The sequence below is a fragment of the Rhizobium sp. NLR10b genome (assembly GCF_019685435.1).
In the GTDB taxonomy this organism is placed as follows: Bacteria; Pseudomonadota; Alphaproteobacteria; order Rhizobiales; family Rhizobiaceae; genus Rhizobium.
Genome location: NZ_JABDWV010000010.1, coordinates 111,939 through 137,607, shown reverse-complemented (window position 1 = coordinate 137,607; position 25,669 = coordinate 111,939). Strand labels below are relative to the sequence as shown.

Here is a 25,669-nt window from a genome sequence, read left to right as displayed (position 1 = left end):
TTAAATTGCTGCAATGCGGCCTAAAGCTTCTCACCAGCGGTGGTCGGGTTCCTGCTCGCCCCGAAGCTCGGCGAGGCGGCGATGCGTCGCCTCGGTCGTGCCCTCGGGCAGGCTGTCGAGCGAAAAGAACCCGCTGTCGGAAATCTCCCAATCCGGCGGCCGCGGCGCCGTCTGCTCGACGGTCACGCGATAGAATACGACGTGGTCGCGCCGGGTGGTCGTGGTGTTGAAATAGACTTGGACCAGCCGAGGTTTCCCGATGATTCTGAGGTTGCCCTCCTCGCGCAGTTCCTTGGCCAGCGCTTCTTCCGCCGTCTCGTTGCGCTCCAGCCCGCCGCCGGGCATATGCCAGCCGCCGATATAGCTGTGGCGCACGAGGAAGATCCGGCCGTCCGCATCGAAGCAGGCGGCCCTGACGCCCATCGTCATGCCGCGGGCGAAGGAGAAATAGACATGCAGCAGGCGCAGGGCCAGCCTGATGTGAGGGGGCCGCTTCTCTTTATCCACCTTCGTCCCGTTTCGGCTCTTCGTCGCGCCGGATGTGTTTGATTTGTCAATAAGCTGGTCTATGTCTCGTAGCATGTTCAAGCTCGCGCATATTTCCGACGTCCACCTCGGACCACTGCCCCGTCTTTCCATTCAAGAGCTGTTTTCCAAACGCATAACCGGCTTTGTGAACTGGCATCGAAATCGACGCAAGCACCTTTTCGCCAGCACGCTGGATCTGCTGCTCGATGACATCCGCGCCCATCAGGCCGACCATTTGGCCGTCACCGGCGACCTCGTCAACCTGGCGAGCGGCATCGAGATCCGCGCCGCCGCCGCCTGGCTGCGCGTGCTTGGTGATCCCGCCGACACCTCGGTCGTTCCGGGCAATCACGACGCCTATGTGCCGGGCGCTTACGAAAAGTCGATGCGCGCCTGGTACGATTATGTCCGCGGCGACCTCGCCCCGCCGCAATGGCAGGAAGACCGCCGCATCTTTCCCTATCTGCGCGTCCGCGGCAAGGTTGCGATCGTCGGCTGCTCCACGGCCGTCGCCACGCCCCCCTTCGCAGCCTCCGGCTTTTTCAGCGCCCGCCAGGCCCGCGATACGGTGAACATGCTGCGTGCGGCCGGCGAAGCCGGTCTCTTCCGCGTCGTCATGATCCATCATCCGCCGATCCGCGGCGCCACCGCCTTCTACAAACGCATGATCGGCATCCGCCGCTTCGCGGCCGTGATTTCGACCGGCGGCGCCGAGCTCGTGCTGCATGGCCACACGCATCTGAATACGCTGCACTGGCTGCGCGGCCAGGTGCAGCCGGTGCCAGTCGTCGGCATAGCATCGGCCTCGCAGGGACCGGGCAGCATTAAGCCGCCGGCGGCCTACAACCTCTTTTCCATCGATGGCTCTCCGGGCGCCTGGGAACTCACCGGCAAGCGCTTCAGCCTGAACCGGACAGGCGATGCGATGATGCCGGAAAGCGTCGATATTTTCGCCCCTTAGCGCTGGCTTCGGACTCTTTTTATGCAGTAGGTGAATCAATCTCGGAAGGCCCTTTGCCACTGTCGCAACATTTGCCACGGAGGCGGCCTACCCTCTTGGTATTTTTGCCGGTAAGCGTACAATCCGACCGACTGCATTGCCTCAGAACGGAGCCGCCAATGACTTCCCCCTTCCATCGCCCGTGCAGAACAACACTTGCCGCCGGCTTTGCCTTCGCCATCGCGACGGCCGCTTTCGCCGTCGGCGACAGCAACGACGACACCAATCCGCCGCCGAAGACCCAGACGACCAAAACCTGCACCGGCGGCAAGGTCTGGGACAAGGCCAAGAAGGAATGCGTCACCCCGAAGAAGAACAGCTTCAACGATGACGATCTCTATAAGTTCGCCCGCGAATTCGCCTATGCCGGCCAGTATGAGAATGCCATCGCCGTGCTCAACCTTGCCCGTAGTCAGAACGACCCGCGGATTTTGAACTATCTTGGCTATGCCAACCGCAAGGCCGGCCGCATGGAGCTCGGCATGTCCTATTACCGCAAGGCATTGAAGGCGGATGAGAATTATATTCTCGCCCGCTCCTACATGGGCATGGCGCTGGTGGAACAAGGAGACATCGAAGGGGCGCGCGTCCAGCTCGTCGAAATTCGCGACCGCGGCGGCGAAGACACCTGGGCCTACCGCGCGCTGCTGCAAAGCTTAAACGGTTACAGGACATATTGACGCAAGCTTTGCGGTCCAGATTAGGAAAACCCCTTGGGAAGGGGATAAGATGACCGAATGCTTGCGAAGTGCAGTGGATTTGCTTCATAAAGCATCTGCATCCCCGGTGCCGACAAAGCCGGTTTCGCGTCCGATGGCGAAGCTTTCGTCCGCGAAACCATTGTGAATGCTTCTTGGATAGACAATGCGTCAGCCCGCAACGACCATCGACCTCCGGCGTGATCTCGTCGGCCTTCTGCCCCACCTTCGCCGCTTCGCGATCACGCTCGCGGGCGAAGCCGGCGTGGCCGACGAACTTATCCAAGCCGTTTGTCTGCGTGCCATTGCCAAGGGGCACCAGTGGAATGGCGAAGGCCGACTGGAAAGCTGGATATACACGCTTGCCCGTCAGCAGTGGACGGAGGACAGCCGCAAGCGGAAGCCGAAGGCCTCGGCACGCGGCAACGTCACCGACATCCGAGAGGCTGCCCGTGAACGCTCGGCCTCGGTCGATCCCGACGCCATCCATCACATGATCGCCGAAATGCCGGACGGCGTTTCTTCGGTCTTCCTGCTCGTCGATGTCGAAGGACATAGCTATCAGCAGGCGGCCGACATCATGGGAATTTCGACGGCAAGCGTCGTCTCCCAGCTTGCCACCGCAAGGCTGCATTTCGCCGGACTTGCCGGCACCCACCCCATCCACAGGTACTGAATTGCTCGATCTTAGGAAATTGCCGCTCGAAGCCCAGCTCACCGCCCTTCTCGACGGCGAGGTCTCTCCCGAGCAGCGGCACGAACTGGAACAGCGCCTGGCAAGCGACGAGAATGCGCGTCGTCTGCATGAAAAGCTGCGCCATGGCGCCGATTTCGGCCGCCGCCGCCTCGACGATGTCCTGAAGGAGCCGGTGCCGCTCGCCCTCGTCCGCTCGATCAAGAGCACCCAGCCGCCAAAGACGCCGATCGCCCAGCGCGCCATGCGCCCCCAGGTGAAACTGGCCCCGAGCGGCCCGCAGGCGCTGGCAGCCGCTCTTATCCTCTTCGTCGTCGGTTGCGGCATCGGCTACTTTGCCGGCACCACCCCCGATGCCGACGAGATCGCCACCACGACCGCCACGGCGCCTGCCAATACCAACGACTGGCTCGGCGACGTCACCGCCTATCAACGCCTGCTGATCCGCCAGCCCCGTCACCTCGTCGAAGTGCCGGCATCACAGGCCGAAGAAATCTCCAGCTGGCTGACGACCGCCATCGGCGTGCCTTTCCGTGTGCCGGATCTCAGCACCGAATCCTGGACCTTCCAGGGTGCCCGCGTCATTCTCGGCGACAATCGCCCCGTCGGTCAGCTCGTCTATTCCAACAGCGACGGCGACATCATCTCCATCTGCTTCCGCAAGGACGCGCAGCCGCCTGAAACCGACGACTTCAAGGAAACGATCAAGGACGAGATTGGCCTGGTGACCTGGCACAATGCCGGCACCTCCTATGTTCTCGCCGGCCCCTCCGCCGAAGCCACCCTCGGCCAGCTCGCCATGAAGATCGCCACGGCGATCTGATCGGCAGATCGACGATTTGACGCGATAGGGGAAATCGACGTTCAGCGCCAGCGGCCCCCTCGTCCGCCTGCCGGCACCTTCTCCCCACTGGGGAGAAGAGACTCGCGGCGACGGTCTCGGTTTCCCCCTCTCCCCGGCGGGGAGAAGGGGCCGTAGGGCGGATGAGGGGGCCACACGGCACGCCTTTCACTGCTTTCGCTTGCGCTTAGCGAAGGCGGAACGAAGTCAACCTAATCGTCAGGCCGCGTCCTACCAAAACGATCGCGGCCTGAACCTTTCGCAGATCAAGCCTTGCCGGCTTTCACCTCGAGCACCCGGTTGGCCGCCGAGACGATCGCTTCCAGCGATGCCGCGACGATGTTGGTGTTGATGCCGGCGCCGAAGAGTTTGCCGCCGGGATAGGAGGTCTCGACATAGGAGATCGCCGCCGCATTCGAGCCGTGCTGCAGCGAATGCTCGGAATAGTCCTCGACCGACATTTCGATGCCGAGATAATGCGACAGTGCGTTGATGAAGCCGTCGATCGGGCCGTTGCCGCGCCCTTCGATGCGCTTGGTCTCGCCATTATCGGTGATTTCAGCTGCTACGATCCGCTGGCCTTTGCGCTCGGTGTCGGGATAGGTGTGGTGGTCGACGAACTTGAGGCGCGCCTCGGGCTGCGTCACGTAACGCTCGATGAAGCGGTCGTAGATGCGCTTCGAGGGAAGCTCCTTGCCCTCGACGTCGGTGATGCGCTGGATATCTTCACGGAACTCGACCTGCAGGTTGCGCGGCAGGTTGAGCCCGTAATCCTGCTGCAGGATATAGGCGATGCCGCCCTTGCCGGACTGCGAGTTGATGCGGATGATCGCCTCGTAGGAACGGCCGACATCGCGCGGATCAATCGGCAGATACGGCACTTCCCAAACGGGATGGTTGGCGACCTGTGCGGCCTTCATGCCCTTGTTAATCGCATCCTGATGCGAGCCGGAGAAGGCCGTATAGACCAGCTCGCCCACATAGGGGTGACGCTCTGCAATCGCCATCTGGTTCGAATATTCGAACACTTCCTTGATCCGCTCGATATTCGAGCAGTCGATCCCGGGATCGACGCCCTGCGTGAACATGTTGAGCGCCATTGTCACGACATCGACATTGCCGGTGCGCTCGCCATTGCCGAACAGCGTGCCTTCGACGCGGTCGGCGCCTGCCAGCAAGGCCAGCTCGGCGGCGGCGATGCCGGTGCCTCGGTCGTTATGCGGATGCAGCGATACGATCAGGTTCTCGCGTTTGTCGAGATTGCGGCACATCCATTCGATCTGATCGGCATAGACGTTCGGCGTCGCCATCTCGACAGTGGACGGCAGGTTGATGATGAGCTTGTTGTCCGGCGTCGGCTTGACGACCTCGATGACGGCGTTGCAGATCTCCAGCGCCACCTCCAGCTCGGTGCCGGTGAAGCTCTCGGGCGAATATTCGAAACGATAGCCGCCGCCGGCCTTGGCTGCCATGTCGGTGATCATCTTGGCGGCGTCGACGGCAATCTGCTTGATGCCCTGCACATCTTTGGCGAAAACGACGCGGCGCTGCAGCTCGCTGGTCGAGTTATAGAAATGCACGATCGGCCGGTTTGCGCCTTCCAGCGCTTCGAAGGTGCGGGTGATGAGCTCCGGGCGGCACTGTACCAGCACCTGCAACGAGACATCGGCGGGCACGTTACCCTCTTCCACGCACCAGCGGGCGAAATCGAAATCGGTCTGCGAGGCGGAGGGGAAACCGATCTCGATTTCCTTGAAGCCCATCTCGAGCAGCAGATGGAACATCCGGGCCTTGCGGTCGTGGCCCATCGGGTCGACCAGCGCCTGATTGCCGTCGCGCAGGTCGACCGAGCACCAGACAGGCGCCTTGGTGATGGTCTTGGTCGGCCAGGTGCGGTCGGGAATATTCACCTGCGGATAGGGCCGGTACTTCATCGCGGCATCGGGCATGCCCTTCGCGGAGGATCGGCTGTTGGTATTGTCCATTGTCTTGTCTCCTCGTGCCGGCATTTGCCCCGCCTCTTAGCCGATCGCATCGGACTTGGCGATAAACAAATGCGGACCTTCGTCGGTCGTTGGGTCAATTTTGAAAGTGAGTCGCGAGGAGCGATACCGGGCGGGCTTTCGGCCGCCGGGCGCTCCTCAACGGACCCGGCAACCGCGCGTAAGGCCGAGGAGAAGAAGCGAGGTCACGGCGCTCGAGACGTCACGCAGGGCGATGCGGCCGCGTGCAATCGTCTCGGAAATCTTGGCGCCAGAGGTCTTCATGGCCGCGCTTATAACCTTGGGCAGCGAAACTGGCAAGCCCTCGCGGCCCGCCGCCTTCGTTACCCGGACTGAGGCCGGTCTTTCCAAACCCTCACCAGCTGCGACAGCACGAGCATCAGCCCGCCGGCGATCAATCCCCAGAAAGCGCCGGAGATGCCGCCGAAGGAAACGCCGGATGCGGTGACGAGGAAAGTGATCGCCGCCGCCTCGCGCGATTCCTGCGCCTGGAAAGCCGACATCGCCGAGGATGAGAAGGCCCCGACCAGCGCCAGCCCCGCCACCGCCTCGATCAGAACGGGCGGCGCCAAGGCGACAAAGGCCGTCACCGCGCCGGCAAGCAGCCCGAGGATGATATAACCGACGCCGGCGATCAGCGATGCCCAATAGCGCCGCTTCGGATCGGCATGGGCGTCATGCCCGGCGCACATGGCCGCGGTGATCGCCGCCAGGTTGACGGCATGGCCGCCGAAAGGCGCCGACAGCAGCGAAAAGAAGCCGGTTACGGCAAAAAGCGGGCCTGGCTTCGGATCGTAATGATTGACCTTCAGCACCGCGATGCCCGGAATGTTCTGCGAGGCCATGGTGACGATGAAGAGTGGCAGCGCGATCGAGATGAAGGCCGCAAAGCTGAATACCGGCCGGACGATTTCCGCCGTCGGCATCAGCGATCGTTCGAGCGAGGCGAAAGCGCCATCGGGAATATCGATGCCGAAGGCGAGCACCAGCACGAAGGCTGCGAGCGCGGCCGGCACCGCCCAGAGCCGCTTGAAGGCACCGACGACGATCCAGGAAATGACGATCGGCAGACCGAGCAGCGGATTGAAGCCGATCGCCTTCACCGGCGCGAAGCAGAGACCGATCAGCACACCGGCGAGCATCGCATTGGCGAGCGGCGCAGGAATGGCGGCCACCGCCCGGCCGAGCGGTTTGAACAACCCGGCAATGATGATCAGTACGGCGCAGATCAGGAATGCGCCGACCGCTGCATTGAAACCGCCCTCGATCGCTCCGGTGCTTGCCAGCAGTGCCGCCCCCGGCGTCGACCAGGCGATGCTGATCGGCAATCGGGTGACGGCGCTGAGCACGATCGCGCAGACGCCCATGGAGATCGACAACGCCATCAGCCCCGAAGCGGCCTGCGCATCCGTCGCACCCACCGCCTGCAGCCCGTGCAGCACGACGGCGAAGGAGCTGGCGGAGCCGACGAAAGCGGTAAGCAGCCCCATGAACAGGGCCTGGACGGAAAAATCTTTGAGCATGGCGGACTCTGAGCTGCGGGAATGGCGCATGGAGCATGATGGCTGCCGCCTGCGCAAGTCCAGATTGAGGGCTTTCCGTCCAGCTCTGCTGGTCGATGACCTCAAGCCATCTGAAAGCAAGACACCCCTGCCTGCGGTCGGCAGGCAAGGGCGTCTTGAACGCTTCAGTCCAGAAAACTCAGATGTCGGCTTGCGACGTCACGATCCGCGAAACGAGGCCGTAATCCTTCGCCTCTTCGGCAGAGAGCCAGTAGTCGCGATCCGTATCCTTGGCGATCTTGTCGATCGGCTGGCCGGTAGCCTCCGCCATGATCTTGTTCAGACGCTCGTTCATCTTGATGATCTCGCGTGCCTGGATCTCGATGTCGGACGCCATGCCGCGCGTGCCGCCCGACGGCTGGTGCAGCAGGAAGCGCGTATTCGGCAGGCACAGGCGCCGCTCTTTGGGAGCCGCGACGTAAATCAGCGCGCCGGCCGAAGCGACCCAGCCCGTACCGATCATCCAGACCTTCGGCCTGATGAACTTGATCATGTCATGGATGGAATCGCCGGATTCGACGTGACCGCCGGGCGAATTGACATAGATGCGAATGTCTTCGTCGCTGGCCGCGGCAAGCGCGACGAGCTGCGAGCAGACCTTCTGCGCCAGTTCCTGGTTGATCGGTCCATAGATGAAGATCGAACGCGACTTGAAAAGATTCGCCTCCGTTTCCTTGCCGAGCGGCAGTTCCTTCGTCTTGTCGTCCTGTTCTTCGTCGTTCATTCGAACCTCTCGGAGATGAATTCGGGTTCCTCGCACATAGTGCGACTCAATGCCTAAAACAATGCGGGAAAAACACAAGGCACCGAAGCGGTGGAGATATCCTTAAGAAGCCGCGCATCGTTCCGCAAGCCTTACTGAAATGTAACGGTTGGAAGGCTTTGAAAAGCCGGAATCGGTTCCTACCTCACCTCTCACATGGCAACCGCCAAATGAAATCAACAGGAGACCGGACATGTCACCGGAAGAACGCCAATTGCTGACCGCCCTCTTCGACCGCGTGCGCACCGCGCAAGCCCAGCCGCGCGATCGCGAAGCCGAAGCCCTGATCGATCAGGCGACGCGCGAGCAGCCGTCCGCCACTTATTATCTCGCCCAGGCCGTCATCGTGCAGGAAAAAGGGCTGGAAGCGGCCGCCAACCACATCAAGGAACTCGAGGAGCGCGTGCGGCAGTTTGAAGCCGGAGCCAGCGAGCACCACCAGGCAGAACAGGGCGGCGGCTTCCTGAGTTCGATCTTCGGCGACACCCAGACGCAGCAGCCCGCGCCTGTCCCCTCCAACCCCGGCCCCTGGAGCCAACCGTCCCGCGCCTATGACGAGCCGCGCGGCTACGATCGCCAGACGCCGCAGCAGCCCGCCGGCCCCTGGAGCCAGCAGGCCTACGCGCCGTCTGCCGGCGGCAGTTTTCTACGCGGCGCTCTCGGCACGGCAGCCGGCGTTGCCGGCGGCATGCTGCTTGCCAACTCGTTGAGCGGCATCTTCGGCAATCACATGTCTTCGCTCGGTTGGGGCTCGCCCTTCGGCGCCAACCCGTTCGGCAATGCTACCGCACCGACCGAAGAGACCATCATCAACAATTATTATGGCAATGACGACACCCGTCAGGCCGCGGATAATGCCGGCAATGACAATGACGACGATGTGCAACAGGCCGATTACGACGATGCGGACGATTACAGTGATGACTCGTCCGGCGACGTTACGGATGTCTGAGGTTTAACGGGCGGAAATGGGCGGCAGTTGGTTTTACATTGCCGCCCCGTATCCCGGCCCTTCGCTTGGGCTCAGGGCGTTCGTCGCTGCAATCGATTCACTCAAATCGATTGCTCGGGCTACGCCCGAGCGCGCCTCACCCACGGCCACGATAGGTTGCGACGCCCTGCTCCGGCAGCCACACACCTTCCGGCGGCTTGCCCGTCTGCCAGAAGACGTCGATCGGTATGCCGCCACGCGGATACCAGTAAGCGCCGATCCTCAGCCACTTGGGGTCGACCAGTTCGACGATGCGCTTGGCGATGTAGATCGAGCAATCCTCGTGGAAGGCGCCGTGATTGCGGAAGGAAAACAAGAAGAGTTTCAGGGACTTCGATTCCACCAGCCATTCGCCGGGGATGTAGTCGATGACGATATGGGCGAAATCCGGCTGCCCCGTCATCGGGCAGAGAGAGGTGAATTCCGGCGCGGTGAAGCGCACGACATAGTCGGTGCCGGCATGATTGGACGGCACTTTTTCCAGCACCGCCTCCTCCGGCGATTTCGCGGTTTCGGTTTGCTGACCCAGCATCGACAGGCTGGAAACATCGGTATTCGGCATCATGCCTCCTTGACGACTTTGACGCGGATGCCATGGGCCTTTTCGCCCTCCGGCTCCACATGAATGGCTATTTTGGCGCCCTCATGCACCGCTCTGATGGCATCCTCAAGGCGGTCGCATATATCATGCGCCTGCCGCACGGACATAGTGCCAGGCACCACCATGTGAAAATCGATGAAAGTGACGGCGCCTGCCCGCCTCGTCTTCAGGTCATGCACGCCGATCGAACCCGCCGCATGGGTGGCGATCGCCTGCTTGATCGCTTCTTCTTCCTGCGGCTCGACCGCCTGGTCCATCAGACCGCCGATCGATTGCGAGATCACCCTCCAGCCTTGATAGAGAATGTTGATGGCAACGAGAATCGCAAGAACCGGGTCGAAGATCGCATTACCCGTCGCCAGGGCCAGCAGCAGGCCGACGAGCACGCCGACGGATGTCACCACATCCGACATGATATGCTGTCCATCCGCCGCCAGCGCCGCCGAGCGATGTTTGCGTCCGGTCCGGATCAACAGGCTCGCCCAGACCGCATTGATGACGCCAGCCGCCAGATTGATCGCAAGGCCGAGCATCGGTGCATCGAGCATGCGCGGCGCAGCGAGATAGCCGACCGCCTCGTTGACGATCAGCAGCGCGGCAACGACGATCAGCACGCCCTCGGTGACCGCGGAGAGATATTCCGCCTTATGATGGCCGAAGGGATGGTCTTGATCGGCCGGCTTCTGCGCATAACGGATCACGAAGAAAGCGACGAAGGCGGCAACAACGTTGACCGTGGATTCGAGCCCATCCGACAGCAGCGCCACCGATCCGGTCACCCACCAAGCCACCATCTTCAGCCCCATGACGCCGAGCGACAGCGGAATCCCCCACATCGCCAGCTTCCGAACCGTCAGATCGCCGTTGTCGTTCATATCGTCCTCCTGCGGTTGCGAATGAATTGCAGGATCCAAGCCATTGAAATGCAAAACCGCCCACGCGAATGTCGCGCAGGCGGCCCAGTTGAGGGTGATATGGGCGATGATCGAGGATTTGTCAAAGAGAATGACGCGTCCTTCACAGCTGTGGCCGCGTGCCGATGTGAAAGCAGTGCAGGCACACGATACGCGATCTTCTACATCGCCGAGAGAGCGGGATCGGACTGGAGAGATTGCGGCCACCGCAGAAGAGCGGCCTGGCCTGCCGACGTCAGGGCGTAGACGCCTTTTTCCTGGCGCTGGAACCATCCATAGACATTGTCGCGCAGGATCGGACCGGCCTTTGGCGTAAGCGCCTTCATATCCCGCGGGCGCACAATTCCCCGATCGAGCGCGGCCGCGCAGAGCAGCGCCTGCTGGCGATAGGCCGTCATGATCGGCGCCCGCGAGCCGCCGCCAACGGCAGGATCGCCGCGACGGCGCTGATGCTCTTTGACGAGGCGCGAACGCCGCTTGGGATTGGTGCGCGGCATCGGCGAGATGGAACTGACGATGACGCTGACCTCGCCGCCATCCGAGACGCCGAGCATGCCGATGCCGAGCCGCCTGCAAAGGTCGCGGTAGCGCTTGTCCGTCTCTCGCCCACGCCCCTTGGCCGAAACCCGCGCCGCGATCCAGACCTCATCACTCATCGCCGCGCGATCGACCGCCTGGAGAAGAAGTTCGAGGTTGAAGGTGAGCTTCAGTTCGCAGACGACCACGACCGGCGGCTCGCCATAGCTCAAGCCAACGAGATCGCATCCGCCGACCTCGCCCTTGACGGCGTAACCCGCCGCCTCCAGGAAGGCTTTGACCGGCAGGTAGAGCGACGTCTCCATGGGAAAATCGCGCTCAGGCGGCGTTGAGATCGGCAATCTCACCATACCGCGCGAGCAGTCGCGGCGAGCTCATGTCGCCGGTCTCCTCATCGACGATGACGGCATAGGCCGCGACCCCGACGAAACGCTCGGCCATCGCCGAGGCGATCTTTTCCGCACTGACGGCGTTCGACGCCTGCCGCATTTCGCCTGGCACGAGATTGCCGCGGTTCTTGCGGTAGGGAAGGACGATGAATTTCTCGGCACTGGCCACGGCGATAATTCCCGGTTGATCGTTCCGGAAATGTTCTGATTTTCCTGGCAGAGTCAACCCTCGCCCCGTCCGCGTACGGAAGGGGCGAGATGATACTTGGTTTAAGCCGCCTTCGTCTTCACCTTGCGCGCCAGGTGCGCCACGACATTCTCGATCATCCGCATGCCGGCATCGCCGCCGAGCGTCATGATCGATTCGGGGTGGAACTGCACCGCGGCAATCGGCTCCTTGGCATGTTCAATACCCATGATCGTGCCATCGTCGCTTTCCGCCGTGATGATGAACTCACGCGGCAGGGTCGAGGGATCGGCGAAAATCGAGTGGTAGCGGCCGACCGTCACTTCCTTCGAAAGGCCGGAGAAGACGATGCCCGGTTCCAGCACGCGGATGCGCGACGGCTTGCCGTGCATCGGCAGCGCCAGATGGCGCAATTCCCCACCATAGGCTTCGGCGAGCGCCTGCAGGCCGAGGCAGACGCCGAAGATCGGCAGGTTGCGGGCCCGCGCCTTCTTGATCGTCGCCTTGCAATCGAAATCCTTCGGCGTTCCGGGCCCGGGCGACAACACGACCAGATCCGGGCTCAGCCGGTCGAAGATCTCTTCCGGCACCGGCGTCCGCACGGTCGAAACCGTTGCCCCCGTCTGGCGGAAATAATTGGCGAGCGTATGGACGAAACTGTCCTCATGGTCGACCAGCAGGATGCTGACGCCCTTGCCGACGCTGGCGACGTCGCGCTGAATCTTGCCGGAATTGCCGGTCTTGGCGTCTCGGATGGCGGAAAGCATGGCGGAGGCCTTCAATTCGGTTTCGGCTTCTTCTTCCTCTGGAATGGAATCGTTGAGCAATGTCGCACCGGCACGCACCTCGGCGATGCCGTCCTTGATGCGCACGGTGCGCAGCGTCAGGCCGGTGTTCATATCTCCATTGAAACCGACCATGCCGATCGCCCCCCCATACCATGCGCGTGGGCTTTTTTCATGGCTCTCGATAAAGCGCATCGCCCAGAGCTTCGGGGCGCCGGTGACGGTCACCGCCCAGGCGTGACTGAGAAAACCGTCGAAGGCATCCATGTCGTCGCGCAGCCGGCCTTCTATATGATCGACCGTGTGGATGAGGCGCGAATACATCTCGATCTGCCGGCGGCCGATCACCTTGACGGAACCGGGCTCGCAGACGCGGCTCTTGTCGTTGCGGTCGACGTCCGAGCACATGGTCAGCTCGGACTCGTCCTTCTTCGAATTCAAGAGCTTCAGGATCTGTTCGCTATCGGCGATCGGGTCGTCGCCGCGCTTGATCGTGCCCGAGATCGGGCAGGTCTCGATGCGCCGTCCGGAGACCCGCACGAACATTTCGGGCGAGGCGCCGACCAGATATTCCTGATTGCCGAGATTGATGAAGAAGGAATAGGGCGACGGATTGATCGCCTTCAGCCGCTTGGAAATGTCGGAAGGCTTGCTTTCGCAGCGCTCCATGAACTTCTGCCCAGGCACGACCTCGAAGAGATCACCCTTGCGGAAGCTTTCCTTCGCCTTGACGACGAGCTCGGCATATTCGCCCGGCCGGTGGTCGCTCTTCGGCGGAATGGCATCCGTCTGCTTGAAGGGCTCGGGCGCGATATCTTCCGCCTTGCCTTCGGTCGTCACGCCGTCCTTCGCGAAATCATACCGGTCGATCCAGGCCTTGGCGGCATAGTTGTCGACGACGAGAATTTCATCCGGCAGGTAGAGCACCATGTCGCGCTGGTCGGAAGGGCGCGTCAGTTTCAGATCGATCGCGTCGAACTGGAAGGCGATGTCATAGCCGAAGGCGCCGTAGAGCCCGAGGCTCGCATCCGCCTGCGAGTAGAAAAGATCGCTCACGGCCCGCAGCACTGTGAACACCGTCGGAATCTTCGAGCGCTCTTCCTCGGTGAACACCCGGTCCGGCGTCTTGACGGAGAGGTCGAGCCGCCGGGCTGAGGAAGCGCCGAGCACGAGGTCAGGGACGGTCTGCAGCCGTTCGGTCACGAAACCGAGGAGCACCTCGCCGCGTTCATTATAGGCTTCGATCCAGACGTTGCGCCCGAAGGAAGAGATGCCGAGCGGCGGATCGACGACGGCGGTGTCCCAACGGGTATAACGGCCCGGATATTCGTAGTTCGACGAAAACACCGCGCCGCGGCGCTCGTCGAGCTTGTCGATATAGGAAGAGACCGCATCGGCATAGGGGATTGCCCGCCGCTGCCGGGTGACTGATATGCCGCCCTTGGTCTCGTAGAGTTCCGCACCATCATCCCGCAGGATCGTTACCATTGTTCCACTCCGTTATCGGGGCCCGGACGACAGGCGGCGATAAAACAAAAAAGCCGCCTCGAAGTTTCGGGCGGCTCACTCGTCGTCTTTGGACACGATTGGTCGAGGCCGCCTCAGCGAGCCCACCACCAAACAGCCATGTTCAAGGACGTAATCATGGAAAATTGTTAGCCTGAGATCAGCCGCCGCGCAAGAGGCGATTGCGCAATGAAAAAGGGCGGCCCGAAAGCCGCCCCTCCCCAGCCGTGAAAGTGTGTCGCCGGCAATCAGAATGTCTTCGTGAGCGACACCTTGAAGGTACGGCCCGGCTCGGAATACCAATCGCGAGGCTGCGATGCGGTCGAGAGACCAGGTTGACGTCACGTACAGCCAGCGCATTGAAATATTTCTGGTCGAAAATATTGTAGACACCAGCTTGAACGAGCAGGCCGGGCAACTGTTCCGGCGTCCACCAGCCGTTCAGGTCGATGATTGCGTAACCGTGCGCATCGAAGGTTGTGTCGTTGGTGTTGGTGACGGGTGTATTGAGATGGTCTGTGAGCATGCCGGCAGATAGCTTCGAGGACAGATCGAAGCCGAAGGTGTCATTGCTCCAGCCGCCGCCCACAATCGCCTTGAACGGCGCCACCGAGCGCAGGCGCTGGGTGGTTTCTTCATTCCTGCCGTAGGCATAGGCAAGCGAGCATGCAGATTGATGCCGTTATTGAACGTCTTGACGGCACTTGCTTCAACACCCGAGATCGTCGCCGCAGCCACGTTGGTGTAATTGAAGCTCTGAAGCCGGTCGCGTCAACGCTCGTCACCGTCTCGATGAAATTCTGATAACGAGTGTGGAAAGTGGCGATCCGCCCGGTGAAAACATGACGATAACAGTCAACACAAATCGCCCCGCCTTATGTTGGATATTATTGTCAGGTTTTTGCGATCGTCAAAAATGTTGCACAATTGCAACGAAAAACGCTCTCATGCGTTGCCTCTAGCCACCAATATTAGGAATCGCATGGATTGAGAAAATTTTCGACTTTGGCGATCCTCCTCGCCGCTACCGCCTTTCTGGCTGGTGCCCGCCTGCCCCCGCACGGCCCATTGCCAGAGCCTCGGCCCGATGCCGGGCAGACGGCCGCCCCCACCCGCCCGTCCTCAGAAAAAGCGGAACCCTCCGCGCCTGAACAGGTGCCGGCCCCTCAGCCGAAACCTGACGTAAAGGAGCCGGAGACATCCGCACCGGACCAGCCGCCTGCCTCGCCAGCCGAACCGGCAAAGCCTGAGCATTCAGAACCGATGCAGGGCCCGCCGCTTCCGCCGGGCCAGCTAGAGAGCCCGCAGACTCCACCGGAAGAAAAGCCGCCCGGCGAGCAGACGCTTGAAGAGCAGCATCTGACGATCGAATCCGAGAGTGACGCCGAGCATGCCGAATGCACGTCTGCACTCAAGGCTCTGGGTGCCGTCTTCAAGGAAACGCCGCGCATCGATGACGGCAACGGCTGCGGCATCGACAAACCGATCATCGTCTCGGAGGCTCTGCCCGGTATCGCCGTCAAACCGGAGGCAACGATCCGCTGCCCGGCGGCACTCGCACTTGCCCGCTGGATGAAGGAGAGCGTCGTCCCTGCCGCTTCCGCCGCCCTGCCGGAGCAGGGTCGCATCACTGTCGTCAACCAGGCTACCGCCTATATGTGCCGCCTGCGCAATGGCGCCGAGACAGGCAAGATCTCCGAGCATGCCCGCGGCAACGCCATCGATATTGCCAGCTTCCATTTCGAAAAGGGCGAGGATGTCGCCGTCCGCTCCCGTCGCGAGGACCCAACGCTGACCGGTGCCTTCCAACGCGCCGTCAGCGCCGCCGGCTGCCTCTATTTCACGACCGTACTCGACCCCGAAAGCGACGCGGCCCACGAAACCCATTTCCATCTCGACATCATCGAAAGGAAGGGCGGCTATCGTTATTGTCATTAACGTCGAAGGTCAGGACCCCATCATCAAACAAGAACTGGCGGGGAACGTAGACGGTGCGGCATATTCCCGTCTCCCCTCGGGGAGAAGAGAGGATTGAGAGGCCGCATCCCGTCCCTTCACCACGCCTGATCAGAACAACCCCTCGATATAACCCTGCTCATTCAAAAAAATCCGTTCCGCTGAGGGCGATTTCGGCAGGCCGGGCATCGTCATGATTTCGCCGGTGATGGCGACGACAAAGCCGGCGCCGGCTGAAAGCCGTACCTCCCGCACGGAGACTATATGGCCTTCTGGCGCGCCGCGCAGGTTCGGATCGGTGGAGAAGGAATATTGCGTCTTCGCCATGCAGACCGGCAGCTTGCCGTAGCCCTGCTCCTCCCATGTCTGCAGCTGATCGCGCACCGCCTTGTCGGCGGTCACCTCGCCGGCATGGTAGATCTTCGAGGCGACGATCTCGATCTTTTCGAACAGCGAAATGTCGTCGCCGTAGAGCGGCTGAAATTTCGCTTGGCCGGATTCGGCCAGTTCCACCACCTTATGCGCCAGTTCCTCGATACCGGCCGAACCCTTCGCCCAGTGCTGGCAGAGGATCGCTTCAGCGCCGAGCCGCGACACGAATTCCTTCACCGCCGCGATCTCGGCATCGGTATCCGAAACGAAATGATTGATCGCGACGACCACGGGCACGCCGAAGCGGCGCACATTGGCAACGTGGCGGCCAAGATTGGCGCAGCCCTTTTTCAACGCCACGACATCCTCAGTGCCGAGATCCTCCTTCTTGACGCCACCATTCATCTTCAGCGCCCTGACGGTCGCGACGATGACGGCCGCGTCCGGCCTCAGCCCGGCCTTGCGGCATTTGATATTGAAGAATTTCTCAGCCCCGAGATCCGCTCCGAATCCCGCTTCCGTCACCACGTAATCTGCGAGCTTCAGCGCCGTCTTCGTCGCCGTCACCGAATTGCAGCCATGGGCTATATTTGCGAAGGGACCGCCATGTACGAAGGCCGGATTGTTCTCCAGCGTCTGCACGAGGTTCGGCTGCATCGCATCCTTGAGCAGCACGGCCATGGCGCCGTCGGCTTTCAGATCGCGCGCATGCACCGGCGTCTTGTCGAAGCGGTAGCCGATGATGATGTCGCCGAGCCGCCGCTCCAGATCCTTCAGATCGGTGGCCAGGCAGAGGATCGCCATCACCTCGGAAGCGACGGTGATGTCGAAGCCGCCCTGGCGTGGAAAACCGTTGGCGACGCCGCCGAGCGAGGAGACCATGCTCCTTAGCGCCCGGTCGTTCATGTCCATGACCCGCCGCCAGGCGATGCGGCGAATGTCGATATTCTCTCCATTGCCCCAGTAGATGTGGTTGTCGATCATCGCCGCCAGCAGATTGTGCGCCGAGGTGATCGCGTGGAAATCGCCGGTGAAATGCAGGTTGATATCTTCCATCGGCACGACCTGCGCATAGCCGCCGCCGGCCGCCCCGCCCTTGACGCCGAAGCAGGGACCGAGCGACGCCTCGCGTATGCAGACGATCGCCCTTTTACCGATCCGGTTCAGCCCGTCGCCGAGGCCGACTGTTGTCGTCGTCTTGCCCTCGCCGGCCGGCGTCGGATTGATCGCTGTGACGAGGATCAGCTTGCCGTCCTTCTTGCCCGCCTGCGCCGCGATGAACTCGGCGCTGACCTTTGCCTTGTCGTGACCATAGGGGACGAGCTGCTCGGCCGCCATGCCGAGCTTTGCCCCAATATCGAAGATCGGCCTCTTGGCCGCGGCGCGCGCGATTTCGATATCGGATTTGATTGATGGCATGGATGCTCCTCCGTCCCGGCCTTTCGCGGGCGCGAAAGCGCTTGTCCTCGCCACTGGGATATCGAAATATCGGCATGCTGTGAATAGCGCTCGCCTTGCGACCGCCCTGCTGGATCATTATGTGGCGCTCAACGATCGCGGCTTCTTAAGGTAAAGACATGAAAGCACTGGAACTCATCATCGAGCGCATCATCCTGTCGAGCCGCTGGATCCTGGTCGCCTTCTATATCGGCCTGGTGGCGGCGCTCGCCGTCTATGCCGTTTCCTTCGGCTACAAGTTCCTGAAAATCGCCGCCGATGTTTTCGTGCTCGACGAGGCGGAAATGATCCTTGCCATGCTCGGCCTAATCGATGCCGCCCTCGTCGCCAGTCTGATCGTCATGGTGATGATTTCAGGCTACGAGAATTTCGTCAGCCGTTTCGACGAGGCCAGCGATGCGGACAACGAGGTTTCCTTCCTTGGCAAGCTCGATTCAGGTAGCCTCAAGATCAAGGTCGCCTCCTCGATCGTCGCCATCTCCTCCATCCACTTGCTGCAGGTCTTTCTCAATGCCGACAAATACGACGACGGCAAGATCATGTGGCTGACTCTGATGCACCTCGCCTTCGTCGCCTCGGCCGTCATGCTCGGCTTCCTCGAGAAGCTCATGAGCGTGACATCGAAGAACGATTTGAAGGACAAGGGATAGAGGGACGACGAACTGGTTGTCACGTCAGTGCGTGGGCAAACCGGCTGTCATGGCGTTCCCTTCCGCGTCAATTCGAGGCCCCAGCAACAGGAACGATCTCTGCCTCAGCTTTTCTGGGGCATCGAAGACTTTCCTTGGCATCGGGTCCACACAGGCGATCGCCGGGCTCATCACCATAAGGGATGATGCCATTGACGATGCCAAGCTCGAGCGCCTGCGCACGAGGGATTTCTTTTCGCTCAATCGAGGTCGCGATCATCATCGCCTCGAAAGACTCGGCATTGACACCCATTTCTTCGAAATAGGCGAAGAATTTCGTAGATTCAGCCGTCGTGGGTCTCACAAGGCCGATATCGGAATATCCGACAATCCGCGGCGTTCCGCTCATCAAGACGAGAGCACAGGTCGAAAGGCAGTATGCACCGCCGGCAGAGACCTCCCCCTCGGTCGACCCGCTTTTGGCCATGCTCGCCTTGCAACGCGGATTTAGGGTCGGGCAGTTCGGCAACCGTGTTCTGCCAACCGAGGTCTCCAGACCTGCAGCACGGATGATGCGTCCCATTGCGAAAGCCGCATCCATGTCCCCGCCATTGGACTGAAGCACGACCGGCAACTTTCTTTCGCCGAGCGTCTTCAAGATCGCCTTTAGCCGAACCGGGGTATCCCGCGTTATGTCTCCTTTCGCAGAAATCCACTGCGTGCACTCCTCCTGACAATTGCCATGATGCATCAGGAGAAAATCCATCGGCTGGGTTGTTGGCAGTTTCTCGCTTGTGTCTGCGACTGCAGACTGCCCGGGCGCCCCAGCTGCTTCGACCGCCGAATGGCCGTGGCAGGCGGCATCAGTGGCTGCACCCGGCCCGCAGAGCGGCATTCCCGGCCACTCATTGTAAGCCAGCATGTCGGTGTTCAGACCCATGCGAAGTGCATCTGCGGGCGGTACGATCGTGATGCGATCAGGAGCCGTACTCATCATCAAAGCGATCAGATCACCGCTGACGCCCATCTCCTTCAAATAGATCTTCAGGGCAGCAGTGGCCTTCTTGCCGAGCTTGGTGGAGCTGCTCTGTCCCGCCGCCTTGCGTCCAACCTCCTTGCGCGAAATTTCCGTCTTCTTGCCGTTCACGATCTTATATTCGATGCGATAGGAGATACGCACCCTGTTGTAGACGGTCGTGATCTGGTGGACGCCGATGAAGGCCCATTGCGACGAGACGCGCGAGATGCCGCCGGCGAAGGCCAGGGGACATGCAGAAAAGCAGTATGCACCATCCGAATAGGTGACGCCGACCGAGCTGCCATCCTTGGCGATAGCCGCAGCGCAGCGCGCATCATCCTCCGGGCAATCCTTCAGTCGCGTCCCCCCGATAGCTGTTTCCAGGCCTGCCTTGCGGATCATCCGGCCCATCGCATAGGCAGCATCCACCTCACCGCCTTCCGACTGGAAGACGACAGGCAGTTTCCTGTCCCCGATTTTCTTCAGAACTTTCCTAAGCTGGGTGGGAGTATCGGAGGTTATGCGGCCCTCCGCCGATATCCATTCAGGACAGTCTTCCATGCAGAGGAGGCTGCGCACGATGATGAAACGCATCGGGGTTGCCCTGCCTGCTTCTTCTGCCCAGCCGCCTGCGAAGGCGCGGCACCGAGCGACAAGTTCAACAAAAGAACAACAAGTACTGCCAGAGAAAACAGATGCTTAAAATGCCAACCAGGTGCAAAGCGCACGATTAAATCGCCTCAGTTATACATGATGATACGCTTATCAATTGCATCGTGCCGCAGCAAGCCGGATTTCGACGCCTCCCGCCGCCCAGGCTCTTCCGGCGCGATTCTCTTCCTGCGTGGAGCAGGAAGAATCCCCAGCTATCCCGCCGCAGCAGAAGTCAAAGATACCACAACGCTACTTGCGCAAGCCGCAACTCAACCGATGCGCGCGCAGTTGTGACTATTTCTGTGCGTTTCGGGCTGATCGGCTTGACAAAAGGCAATTGGGACTAGCTTCCGGCGGTGTTTGTGTATTTGATAGCGTTAACATTGAGGCTGCCGGAGGCGTACAAATGTCTTACATGACCACCTCTGAAAGACAGTCGTTGCTTTCGGCGGAACTTGCTGTTGCAGGAACACGCAGCCTGTTTGCGCAAGGGCTCGGCAGAGTCTCCGCGGCCTTCGGACTGTCCTATGCGACGCTGATGCACGCTCCCTCACCGGAAGACCTTCTCCTAAAGCCGCTGCTGATCGAAAGCTCGCTTCCCGCGGCCTATATCAGAGATTTCGATCGCGCCAACATGATGCGTGGTTGCCCTTTCGGCGTACGGTTGAGGGAGTCGGCCGTGCCGCAGGCCTGGCACCTCAGCGATGCCGTCAATGGACAGGCCTTTCCGGCCGAACTGCGCGCCTTGATGCTGCGCCATGCGATACCTGCGGGCGTTGCCATGCCGACCATTGCAGTCGATGGCCGGCGCCTGGTCTTCTGGTTCTGCGGCGAGCGTGCGGCGCTCAGCCAGAGCGAGGTCAACGAGCTGGCGATCATCACTCTGCATGCCCTTGACGCGTTCAATGCGGTCAGACGCAACGAGGAAAGCGCGCACAATGCGCTGTCGGCGCGTGAACTTGAAGTGGTGCGCTGGACGGCACAGGGCAAGACCTCGATCGAAATAGGCCAGATCCTGACGCTCTCGGACCATACCGTGAACGCCTATATGACCAATGCGATCAAAAAACTCGATTGCGTCAACCGGACCCAGTTGGTAGCCAAAGCAATTCGATTAAAGCTGATCAGCTGAAAAATCAGAAGAGGATCGGCACGTCATCCTGTGAATAGGGGGAATCGTGTCTCTTCGCTTCGAGCAGCCTAGCTGCGCGTCGTTGGCTTTGAAGATCATACCGCATGCCGCTGACGACCGACGCCCTAACGATCGAGCACCGACCGGATCTCGACGAGGTTCGAGCGCACCCTCAGGATATAGAAGCCCATGGTGGCGAGGTGGCTCGGCATGATCCAGCCGTCTTCGCGACCATTCGAGATGATCGCGGGCTGGATGCGCAGTGCCGCCTGGAACTGCCGCGTGGTGCCGCCCCAGATCGCGCCCAGATTGCGCTCCCGCACGACCTGCGAGAAATCCGCCTGCGCGGCGGTCAGGATGGCGTAATAGGCATAGAGTTGGCCGTAGGCGAACCAGAATCGGTCGTCGGCGCGCGTGTCGAACCAGCCGCGATTGTGGTGTTCCGAGCGCTCGGCAAGCATGTCGGAGGTGCTACCAAGATCGTTGGCGATGCGGTCGATGAACTGCATGAGGTTGTCGGCGCGGCCGTCGAAAACAGCGTTGCAGGCGGCGAGATCTGTGTTGAACTTGCGCAGGTCTCTTATCGCCGTACGGTAGAAGGAAGGCGTCGGCGTCTTCGGGCCGAAGGGATTGAGCCCGAAATACCAGCTGTATTCGTCGAACTGCAGATTGCCGCGTGCGCTCTGCAGGTCATTGTTGATGCCAGACGTGCCACGCACGCGCCCGAGCGTGTCGACAAGCTCCGCCGAAGTCCGACGAACGGCTTGGTTGATACCGCGCTGGAACGAGGCCTTGTTGTCGAGGAAGGGCGTGTGGTCCCAGTCGATGCCGAAGAAGCCCATCTTGTAGAGCAGCATGGAGGAAATCCATGCATTCTGGTCGACGTTCAAATCGGTCAGGTCAGCGGCGACATCGACGATAGCCGAGCGCTGGCAGGTCTTGGCGGTCCCAGCACCCGCCCCTTCGGCGACCGGCAGTTCCTGCCCGGCGGGTACCTTGCGTTCGGAAAGCCGATATTGATCGACGAAAGCGGTGTTGAAATTCGTCCACACCTGCGTCTGCCAGAAGAAATAGCCGTAGAGCATGACGAAGAGGGCGACGAACGCGACGATCGGCAACTGGATCATCCAGCTCCGGCGCTGATACCAGCCATGCGCGGCGAGGAAGGGCCAGAAGGCCCAGGCGGAAAACAGGCGGGGCCAGCGGCCGATCGTCTGGCCGATCAGCCTGAAAAAACCGGCAATCCGGTCAAGCATCGTCGTCTCCTGTCAGGCGAGGCGAACACTACAGCGCCGCGCGCTTTTACACGCGCTAAGGACGCTGTAGCACTTTGAGTTGCTGCATAATTCCTTAAATCGGTTCCGAGTTAAGGAATTAAGCAGGAGGACATCGCCGCCCCGCTGCATCCACATATGCGCTCGCCCGCCCGAGCACAACACGAGCCGCCCGATTTTTACGAATGAAAGCAGCGCGAACAGCGCGGCGTCACGGATCAGGAGCGCAGAAATGGCAACCTGAAGCGGAAGGACCTGCGGGCGGCATCGATGAGCGGCGCTCCCGACACTGCCTGCGACGGCTCGGCCCAAGCAGGAAACTTTCCTGCGGCTTCCAGGTCGACGCGGCTCTTGCGCCGCTCCAGATCCTGGGCGACCAGCATCCCCTTCTCGAACAGCCTGATCGGCGCTGCAATATCGGGGAAAAGCTCCGGCTTGATCCTGGCCTTCATGCCCGGCCGGTCGGTATCGACCTGCGCCTGATAGATGATCAGCCGCTCCTCGACATCGATCATCAGCTTGCGCAGCAAGACGTTGCAGGTACCGATCCGGCCATTCAGCGAATCCACCAAAGCCTGGAACAGGCCGATGAAGCGCTCGCGCCGCTGGCTGTCCTCCCGCATCTCGTGCTCCTCCGCGGAAATTCGTTCGGCCTCCGCCTTCAACGCCCGCCGCTCTGCCTCCATCTGTTCCCAGTGCGCCCTGTTGCCATAGACGCCGATACGGCCCTGCGTCGTCAGTGCTTTGGCGTTGAGCTCCTTCATCTTCAGTCGGGCGATGTCGATCGAATCGACCAGCCGGCGCCGTTGCTCGACAATGCCTACGAGACCGTGTTCGGCTATCTTGTGGCGTTCGATGATCGAGGTGCGCTGGCTTACAATCAGCCTGGCGAGCGCGTCGGATTTCGCGAGGAGATCGAGCAGCCGCTCGATGGCAGGCGCCTCGCGCACGCGTTCGGTATACATGCGCCACATCCGCTGGCGCGATGTCCAGCCGGCCATTTTCTCGCGCAGCGTCAATCCGCGGGAACTGTCGAGATCGGCCGAAACCTCCCCCGTCATCCGGTCCAATGTAAAGACCAGCTCGGCAAGCAACGCATCGAGCGCCGCGCCATCGGCGATATGGGCCTGGAAGCGCGCATTCTGTTCGAGAAAAACCTCGTCGGCCGATCGTGTTTCGTCGCTGTCAAAGCCGCGGATGCAGGCTTCGCAATAGGCTCCCTCGGCCGCAATCTTTTCGGCAAGGCCGCCTGCGGCTTCGTACTGACTGTCGAACGGCGGAGCTTTGCGCACCTCATCCCTCCGGAGAATCTTCTGCCCAAGCTAGCCGCTCCAGACGCCGAAGAAAACCGGCTCTGTCACCGCCTCACACCGGCTCGGCGATCCAGGCCCCATTCATTTCGTCGTCCCAGTGCCTGCGGCAGAGTGAGACATATTTCTCATTGCCGCCGACATCGATCTGCGCGCCTTCGTGCAACACCTTCCCCTGCGCGTCCAGCCGCACCACCATCGTCGCCTTACGCCCGCAGTGGCAGATCGTGCGCACCTCGCGCATTTCGTCGGCGATCGCCAAAAGCTCCTGGGAGGCCGGAAACAGCTTGCCCTGAAAATCCGTCCTCAGCCCGTAGACCATGACGGGGATGCCGAGTCGGTCGACGATGCGGGCAAGCTGCCAGACATGGAGAGGCGTCATGAAATGCGCCTCGTCGACGAAGACGCAGGAGATCGGCGCCCCTTCACTCTGCGTCATGACCAGCCGGAACAGATCCTCGTCCGGCTCGAAGGGTATGGCGCTCGCCTCCAGCCCGATCCGCGAACCGATGACGCCGCGGCCGGCGCGCTCGTCGAAGGCGGCGATCAGCTGCAACGTGCGCATGCCGCGCTCCTGATAATTATAGGAGGCTTGCAGCAGCATCGTCGACTTGCCGGCGTTCATCGTCGAGTAGTTGAAATAGAGCTTTGCCATCGGATTTCTCCCTGATCGGTTTATTGAAAGCTCGGATCGGCAAAGAAAAGCCCCGCAACGGCAATAATCACAGGAATTGACGCCCGAAACCCGCCGAAAGGCGCAAAAAACCCGCGACTGCGAAAAATCTGCGAACGTCGCAATCGCACCCGTCGATACGACGCAAACACACTGAGGTCGCTTGTCAAACTGGGCTATTGGTGATTGGCTTGGGGACCTAAAGACTGGGAGTCTAAAATGAAAACAACAAGCGCATTCAAACTCGTCACTGCAACTGCCGTCGCCGCCCTCTCCGTTGCGACCGCCGCTTTCGCCGCCGATCCCGACAGCTGCTCCACCGTCCACTTCTCCGATGTCGGCTGGACTGACATTACCGCCACGACGGCGACCGCCTCCGTCGTCCTGAAGAGCATCGGCTACCAGACCGACGTCAAGGTACTCTCGGTGCCGGTCACCTATACCTCGCTGAAGAACAAGGACATCGACATCTTCCTCGGCAACTGGATGCCGACGCAGGAAAAGGACGTCCGGCCCTATATCGATGACAAGTCGGTTGAATCCTTTGGCCCCAACCTCGTTGGCGCCAAGTACACGCTCGCCACCAACGCCAAGGGTGCTGAGCTCGGCATTAAGGACTTCAAGGATATCGCCGCCCACAAGGACGATCTCGACGGCAAGATCTACGGCATCGAACCCGGCAATGACGGCAACCGCCTCGTCATGGATCTGATCGAAAAGAACACCTTCGGCATGAAGGATATGGAAGTCGTCGAATCCTCCGAACAGGGAATGCTCGCCCAGGTCGCTCGCGCCGAGAAGGCAGGCAAGCCCGTCGTCTTCCTCGGTTGGGAACCCCATCCGATGAACACCAACTTCAAGCTGACCTATCTCACGGGCGGCGACGACGTCTTCGGTCCCGACTTCGGCGGCGCCAAGGTCTACACGAATGTCCGCGCCGGCTACCTCGGCGAATGCCCGAATGTCGGCGCGATGCTGAAGAACCTGACGTTCTCCCTCGACATGGAGAACCAGATCATGGGTAAGATCCTCGACGACGGCAAGGAGCCGGAAGCCGCGGCTACCGAATGGCTGAAGGCCAACCCGTCGGCGCTCGAGCCCTGGCTCGCCGGCGTCAAGACCCGCGACGGCAAGGGCGACGCTCTGGCGGCCGCCAAGACCAGCCTCGGCCTTTGATCACATGAACGGGGCGGT

23 protein-coding genes and 2 pseudogenes are annotated in these 25,669 nt (G+C 61.2%); 9 read left to right on the top strand and 16 right to left on the bottom strand.

Annotated elements, in window-relative coordinates:
• Positions 1-30 precede the first annotated feature (30 nt).
• Entirely contained in the window at positions 31-507 is a 477-nt protein-coding gene (locus HJB91_RS18100) for an NUDIX domain-containing protein (RefSeq protein ID WP_210630440.1), read from the bottom strand.
• Between the two features lie 73 nt (positions 508-580).
• Between HJB91_RS18100 and HJB91_RS18095 the strand changes: the two genes are divergently transcribed.
• The 4 genes from HJB91_RS18095 (at position 581) to HJB91_RS18080 (ending at position 3,743) form a co-directional block, all read left to right on the top strand.
• Positions 581-1,489 carry a metallophosphoesterase gene (locus HJB91_RS18095; RefSeq protein WP_210631583.1) on the top strand — a complete coding sequence of 303 codons (909 nt, stop codon included), beginning with the start codon at positions 581-583 and terminating at the stop codon, positions 1,487-1,489.
• Positions 1,490-1,647: 158 nt separating this feature from the next.
• Positions 1,648-2,208, top strand: coding sequence for a hypothetical protein (locus tag HJB91_RS18090; protein ID WP_210630439.1), 561 nt, complete (start codon positions 1,648-1,650; stop codon positions 2,206-2,208).
• Between the two features lie 184 nt (positions 2,209-2,392).
• Positions 2,393-2,902, top strand: a complete 510-nt coding sequence (locus HJB91_RS18085; protein WP_210630438.1) for an RNA polymerase sigma factor — start codon at positions 2,393-2,395, stop codon at positions 2,900-2,902.
• Between the two features lies 1 nt (position 2,903).
• Positions 2,904-3,743: an anti-sigma factor gene (locus HJB91_RS18080; protein WP_210630437.1), complete on the top strand. Its 840-nt coding sequence runs from the start codon at positions 2,904-2,906 to the stop codon at positions 3,741-3,743.
• Between the two features lie 284 nt (positions 3,744-4,027).
• Here the strand turns inward: HJB91_RS18080 and leuA are convergent, their stop codons facing one another.
• From leuA to HJB91_RS18065, 4 genes are all read right to left on the bottom strand, one after another.
• Positions 4,028-5,746 (bottom strand): 2-isopropylmalate synthase, encoded by a 1,719-nt coding sequence (leuA, locus tag HJB91_RS18075; RefSeq protein WP_210630436.1) that lies wholly within the window; start codon positions 5,744-5,746, stop codon positions 4,028-4,030.
• Positions 5,747-5,902: 156 nt separating this feature from the next.
• Complete coding sequence (locus HJB91_RS30825; protein ID WP_259665256.1) at positions 5,903-6,028, bottom strand: hypothetical protein; 126 nt, start codon at positions 6,026-6,028, stop codon at positions 5,903-5,905.
• Positions 6,029-6,087: 59 nt separating this feature from the next.
• Positions 6,088-7,317, bottom strand: coding sequence for a benzoate/H(+) symporter BenE family transporter (locus HJB91_RS18070; protein ID WP_210630435.1), 1,230 nt, complete (start codon positions 7,315-7,317; stop codon positions 6,088-6,090).
• A 148-nt stretch (positions 7,318-7,465) separates the two neighbouring features.
• The gene (locus tag HJB91_RS18065; protein WP_221146954.1) at positions 7,466-8,050 is read right to left on the bottom strand and encodes an ATP-dependent Clp protease proteolytic subunit; all 585 of its coding nucleotides are present in this window, start codon (positions 8,048-8,050) and stop codon (positions 7,466-7,468) included.
• A 232-nt stretch (positions 8,051-8,282) separates the two neighbouring features.
• On the opposite strand from HJB91_RS18065, the gene HJB91_RS18060 reads away from it, so the two are divergent.
• A complete protein-coding gene (locus tag HJB91_RS18060; protein ID WP_221155633.1) occupies positions 8,283-9,041 on the top strand; it encodes a DUF2076 domain-containing protein in 759 nt (252 codons plus the stop codon).
• Between the two features lie 136 nt (positions 9,042-9,177).
• Here the strand turns inward: HJB91_RS18060 and queF are convergent, their stop codons facing one another.
• From queF to HJB91_RS18030, 6 genes and pseudogenes are all read right to left on the bottom strand, one after another.
• Entirely contained in the window at positions 9,178-9,642 is a 465-nt protein-coding gene (gene queF / locus HJB91_RS18055; protein ID WP_210630432.1) for a preQ(1) synthase, read from the bottom strand.
• Positions 9,642-10,556 (bottom strand): cation diffusion facilitator family transporter, encoded by a 915-nt coding sequence (emfA, locus tag HJB91_RS18050; RefSeq protein ID WP_210630430.1) that lies wholly within the window; start codon positions 10,554-10,556, stop codon positions 9,642-9,644. The genes queF and emfA overlap by 1 nt, the downstream gene beginning before the upstream one ends.
• A gap of 200 nt (positions 10,557-10,756) precedes the next feature.
• Positions 10,757-11,437 (bottom strand): DUF2161 domain-containing phosphodiesterase, encoded by a 681-nt coding sequence (locus HJB91_RS18045; RefSeq protein ID WP_221155632.1) that lies wholly within the window; start codon positions 11,435-11,437, stop codon positions 10,757-10,759.
• A 13-nt stretch (positions 11,438-11,450) separates the two neighbouring features.
• Positions 11,451-11,690 carry a hypothetical protein gene (locus HJB91_RS18040; RefSeq protein ID WP_210630427.1) on the bottom strand — a complete coding sequence of 80 codons (240 nt, stop codon included), beginning with the start codon at positions 11,688-11,690 and terminating at the stop codon, positions 11,451-11,453.
• 101 nt (positions 11,691-11,791) lie between these two features.
• Positions 11,792-13,981: an anthranilate synthase gene (locus HJB91_RS18035; protein ID WP_210630426.1), complete on the bottom strand. Its 2,190-nt coding sequence runs from the start codon at positions 13,979-13,981 to the stop codon at positions 11,792-11,794.
• A gap of 266 nt (positions 13,982-14,247) precedes the next feature.
• A pseudogene (locus tag HJB91_RS18030) lies at positions 14,248-14,838 on the bottom strand (TonB-dependent receptor domain-containing protein); the annotation flags it as partial.
• 148 nt (positions 14,839-14,986) lie between these two features.
• Between HJB91_RS18030 and HJB91_RS18025 the strand changes: the two are divergent.
• Positions 14,987-15,937, top strand: a complete 951-nt coding sequence (locus HJB91_RS18025) for an extensin family protein (RefSeq protein ID WP_221146953.1) — start codon at positions 14,987-14,989, stop codon at positions 15,935-15,937.
• Between the two features lie 129 nt (positions 15,938-16,066).
• On the opposite strand, the gene HJB91_RS18020 is transcribed toward HJB91_RS18025, so the two are convergent.
• Positions 16,067-17,746, bottom strand: a complete 1,680-nt coding sequence (locus tag HJB91_RS18020; protein ID WP_210630424.1) for a formate--tetrahydrofolate ligase — start codon at positions 17,744-17,746, stop codon at positions 16,067-16,069.
• Between the two features lie 158 nt (positions 17,747-17,904).
• On the opposite strand from HJB91_RS18020, the gene HJB91_RS18015 reads away from it, so the two are divergent.
• Complete coding sequence (locus tag HJB91_RS18015; protein WP_210630423.1) at positions 17,905-18,435, top strand: TIGR00645 family protein; 531 nt, start codon at positions 17,905-17,907, stop codon at positions 18,433-18,435.
• A 67-nt stretch (positions 18,436-18,502) separates the two neighbouring features.
• Here the strand turns inward: HJB91_RS18015 and HJB91_RS18010 are convergent.
• Positions 18,503-20,160 (bottom strand): annotated as a pseudogene (locus HJB91_RS18010) (hypothetical protein).
• A gap of 332 nt (positions 20,161-20,492) precedes the next feature.
• Here HJB91_RS18010 and HJB91_RS18005 point away from each other — a divergent pair.
• The gene (locus HJB91_RS18005; protein WP_210631582.1) at positions 20,493-21,218 is read left to right on the top strand and encodes a LuxR family transcriptional regulator; all 726 of its coding nucleotides are present in this window, start codon (positions 20,493-20,495) and stop codon (positions 21,216-21,218) included.
• 125 nt (positions 21,219-21,343) lie between these two features.
• Here the strand turns inward: HJB91_RS18005 and HJB91_RS18000 are convergent, their stop codons facing one another.
• The 3 genes from HJB91_RS18000 to HJB91_RS17990 form a co-directional block, all read right to left on the bottom strand.
• The gene (locus HJB91_RS18000; RefSeq protein WP_221155630.1) at positions 21,344-22,474 is read right to left on the bottom strand and encodes a DUF2333 family protein; all 1,131 of its coding nucleotides are present in this window, start codon (positions 22,472-22,474) and stop codon (positions 21,344-21,346) included.
• A 236-nt stretch (positions 22,475-22,710) separates the two neighbouring features.
• Positions 22,711-23,784, bottom strand: coding sequence for a hypothetical protein (locus HJB91_RS17995; protein WP_221155629.1), 1,074 nt, complete (start codon positions 23,782-23,784; stop codon positions 22,711-22,713).
• A gap of 73 nt (positions 23,785-23,857) precedes the next feature.
• Positions 23,858-24,457 (bottom strand): thymidine kinase, encoded by a 600-nt coding sequence (locus tag HJB91_RS17990; RefSeq protein ID WP_221155628.1) that lies wholly within the window; start codon positions 24,455-24,457, stop codon positions 23,858-23,860.
• Between the two features lie 237 nt (positions 24,458-24,694).
• On the opposite strand from HJB91_RS17990, the gene HJB91_RS17985 reads away from it, so the two are divergent.
• Positions 24,695-25,651: a choline ABC transporter substrate-binding protein gene (locus tag HJB91_RS17985; protein ID WP_210630419.1), complete on the top strand. Its 957-nt coding sequence runs from the start codon at positions 24,695-24,697 to the stop codon at positions 25,649-25,651.
• Positions 25,652-25,669 lie beyond the last annotated feature (18 nt).

Bases quoted from the DNA above. Each gene is read 5' to 3' on its own strand.
- HJB91_RS18095 (WP_210631583.1), top strand. From the start codon at position 581: ATGTTCAAGCTCGCGCATATTTCCGACGTCCACCTCGGACCACTGCCC.
- HJB91_RS18090 (WP_210630439.1), top strand. From the start codon at position 1,648: ATGACTTCCCCCTTCCATCGCCCGTGCAGAACAACACTTGCCGCCGGC.
- HJB91_RS18085 (WP_210630438.1), top strand. From the start codon at position 2,393: ATGCGTCAGCCCGCAACGACCATCGACCTCCGGCGTGATCTCGTCGGC.
- leuA (WP_210630436.1), bottom strand. From the start codon at position 5,746: ATGGACAATACCAACAGCCGATCCTCCGCGAAGGGCATGCCCGATGCC.
- HJB91_RS30825 (WP_259665256.1), bottom strand. From the start codon at position 6,028: ATGAAGACCTCTGGCGCCAAGATTTCCGAGACGATTGCACGCGGCCGC.
- HJB91_RS18070 (WP_210630435.1), bottom strand. From the start codon at position 7,317: ATGCGCCATTCCCGCAGCTCAGAGTCCGCCATGCTCAAAGATTTTTCC.
- HJB91_RS18065 (WP_221146954.1), bottom strand. From the start codon at position 8,050: ATGAACGACGAAGAACAGGACGACAAGACGAAGGAACTGCCGCTCGGC.
- HJB91_RS18060 (WP_221155633.1), top strand. From the start codon at position 8,283: ATGTCACCGGAAGAACGCCAATTGCTGACCGCCCTCTTCGACCGCGTG.
- queF (WP_210630432.1), bottom strand. From the start codon at position 9,642: ATGCCGAATACCGATGTTTCCAGCCTGTCGATGCTGGGTCAGCAAACC.
- emfA (WP_210630430.1), bottom strand. From the start codon at position 10,556: ATGAACGACAACGGCGATCTGACGGTTCGGAAGCTGGCGATGTGGGGG.
- HJB91_RS18045 (WP_221155632.1), bottom strand. From the start codon at position 11,437: ATGGAGACGTCGCTCTACCTGCCGGTCAAAGCCTTCCTGGAGGCGGCG.
- HJB91_RS18035 (WP_210630426.1), bottom strand. From the start codon at position 13,981: ATGGTAACGATCCTGCGGGATGATGGTGCGGAACTCTACGAGACCAAG.
- HJB91_RS18020 (WP_210630424.1), bottom strand. From the start codon at position 17,746: ATGCCATCAATCAAATCCGATATCGAAATCGCGCGCGCCGCGGCCAAG.
- HJB91_RS18015 (WP_210630423.1), top strand. From the start codon at position 17,905: ATGAAAGCACTGGAACTCATCATCGAGCGCATCATCCTGTCGAGCCGC.
- HJB91_RS18005 (WP_210631582.1), top strand. From the start codon at position 20,493: ATGTCTTACATGACCACCTCTGAAAGACAGTCGTTGCTTTCGGCGGAA.
- HJB91_RS18000 (WP_221155630.1), bottom strand. From the start codon at position 22,474: ATGCTTGACCGGATTGCCGGTTTTTTCAGGCTGATCGGCCAGACGATC.
- HJB91_RS17990 (WP_221155628.1), bottom strand. From the start codon at position 24,457: ATGGCAAAGCTCTATTTCAACTACTCGACGATGAACGCCGGCAAGTCG.
- HJB91_RS17985 (WP_210630419.1), top strand. From the start codon at position 24,695: ATGAAAACAACAAGCGCATTCAAACTCGTCACTGCAACTGCCGTCGCC.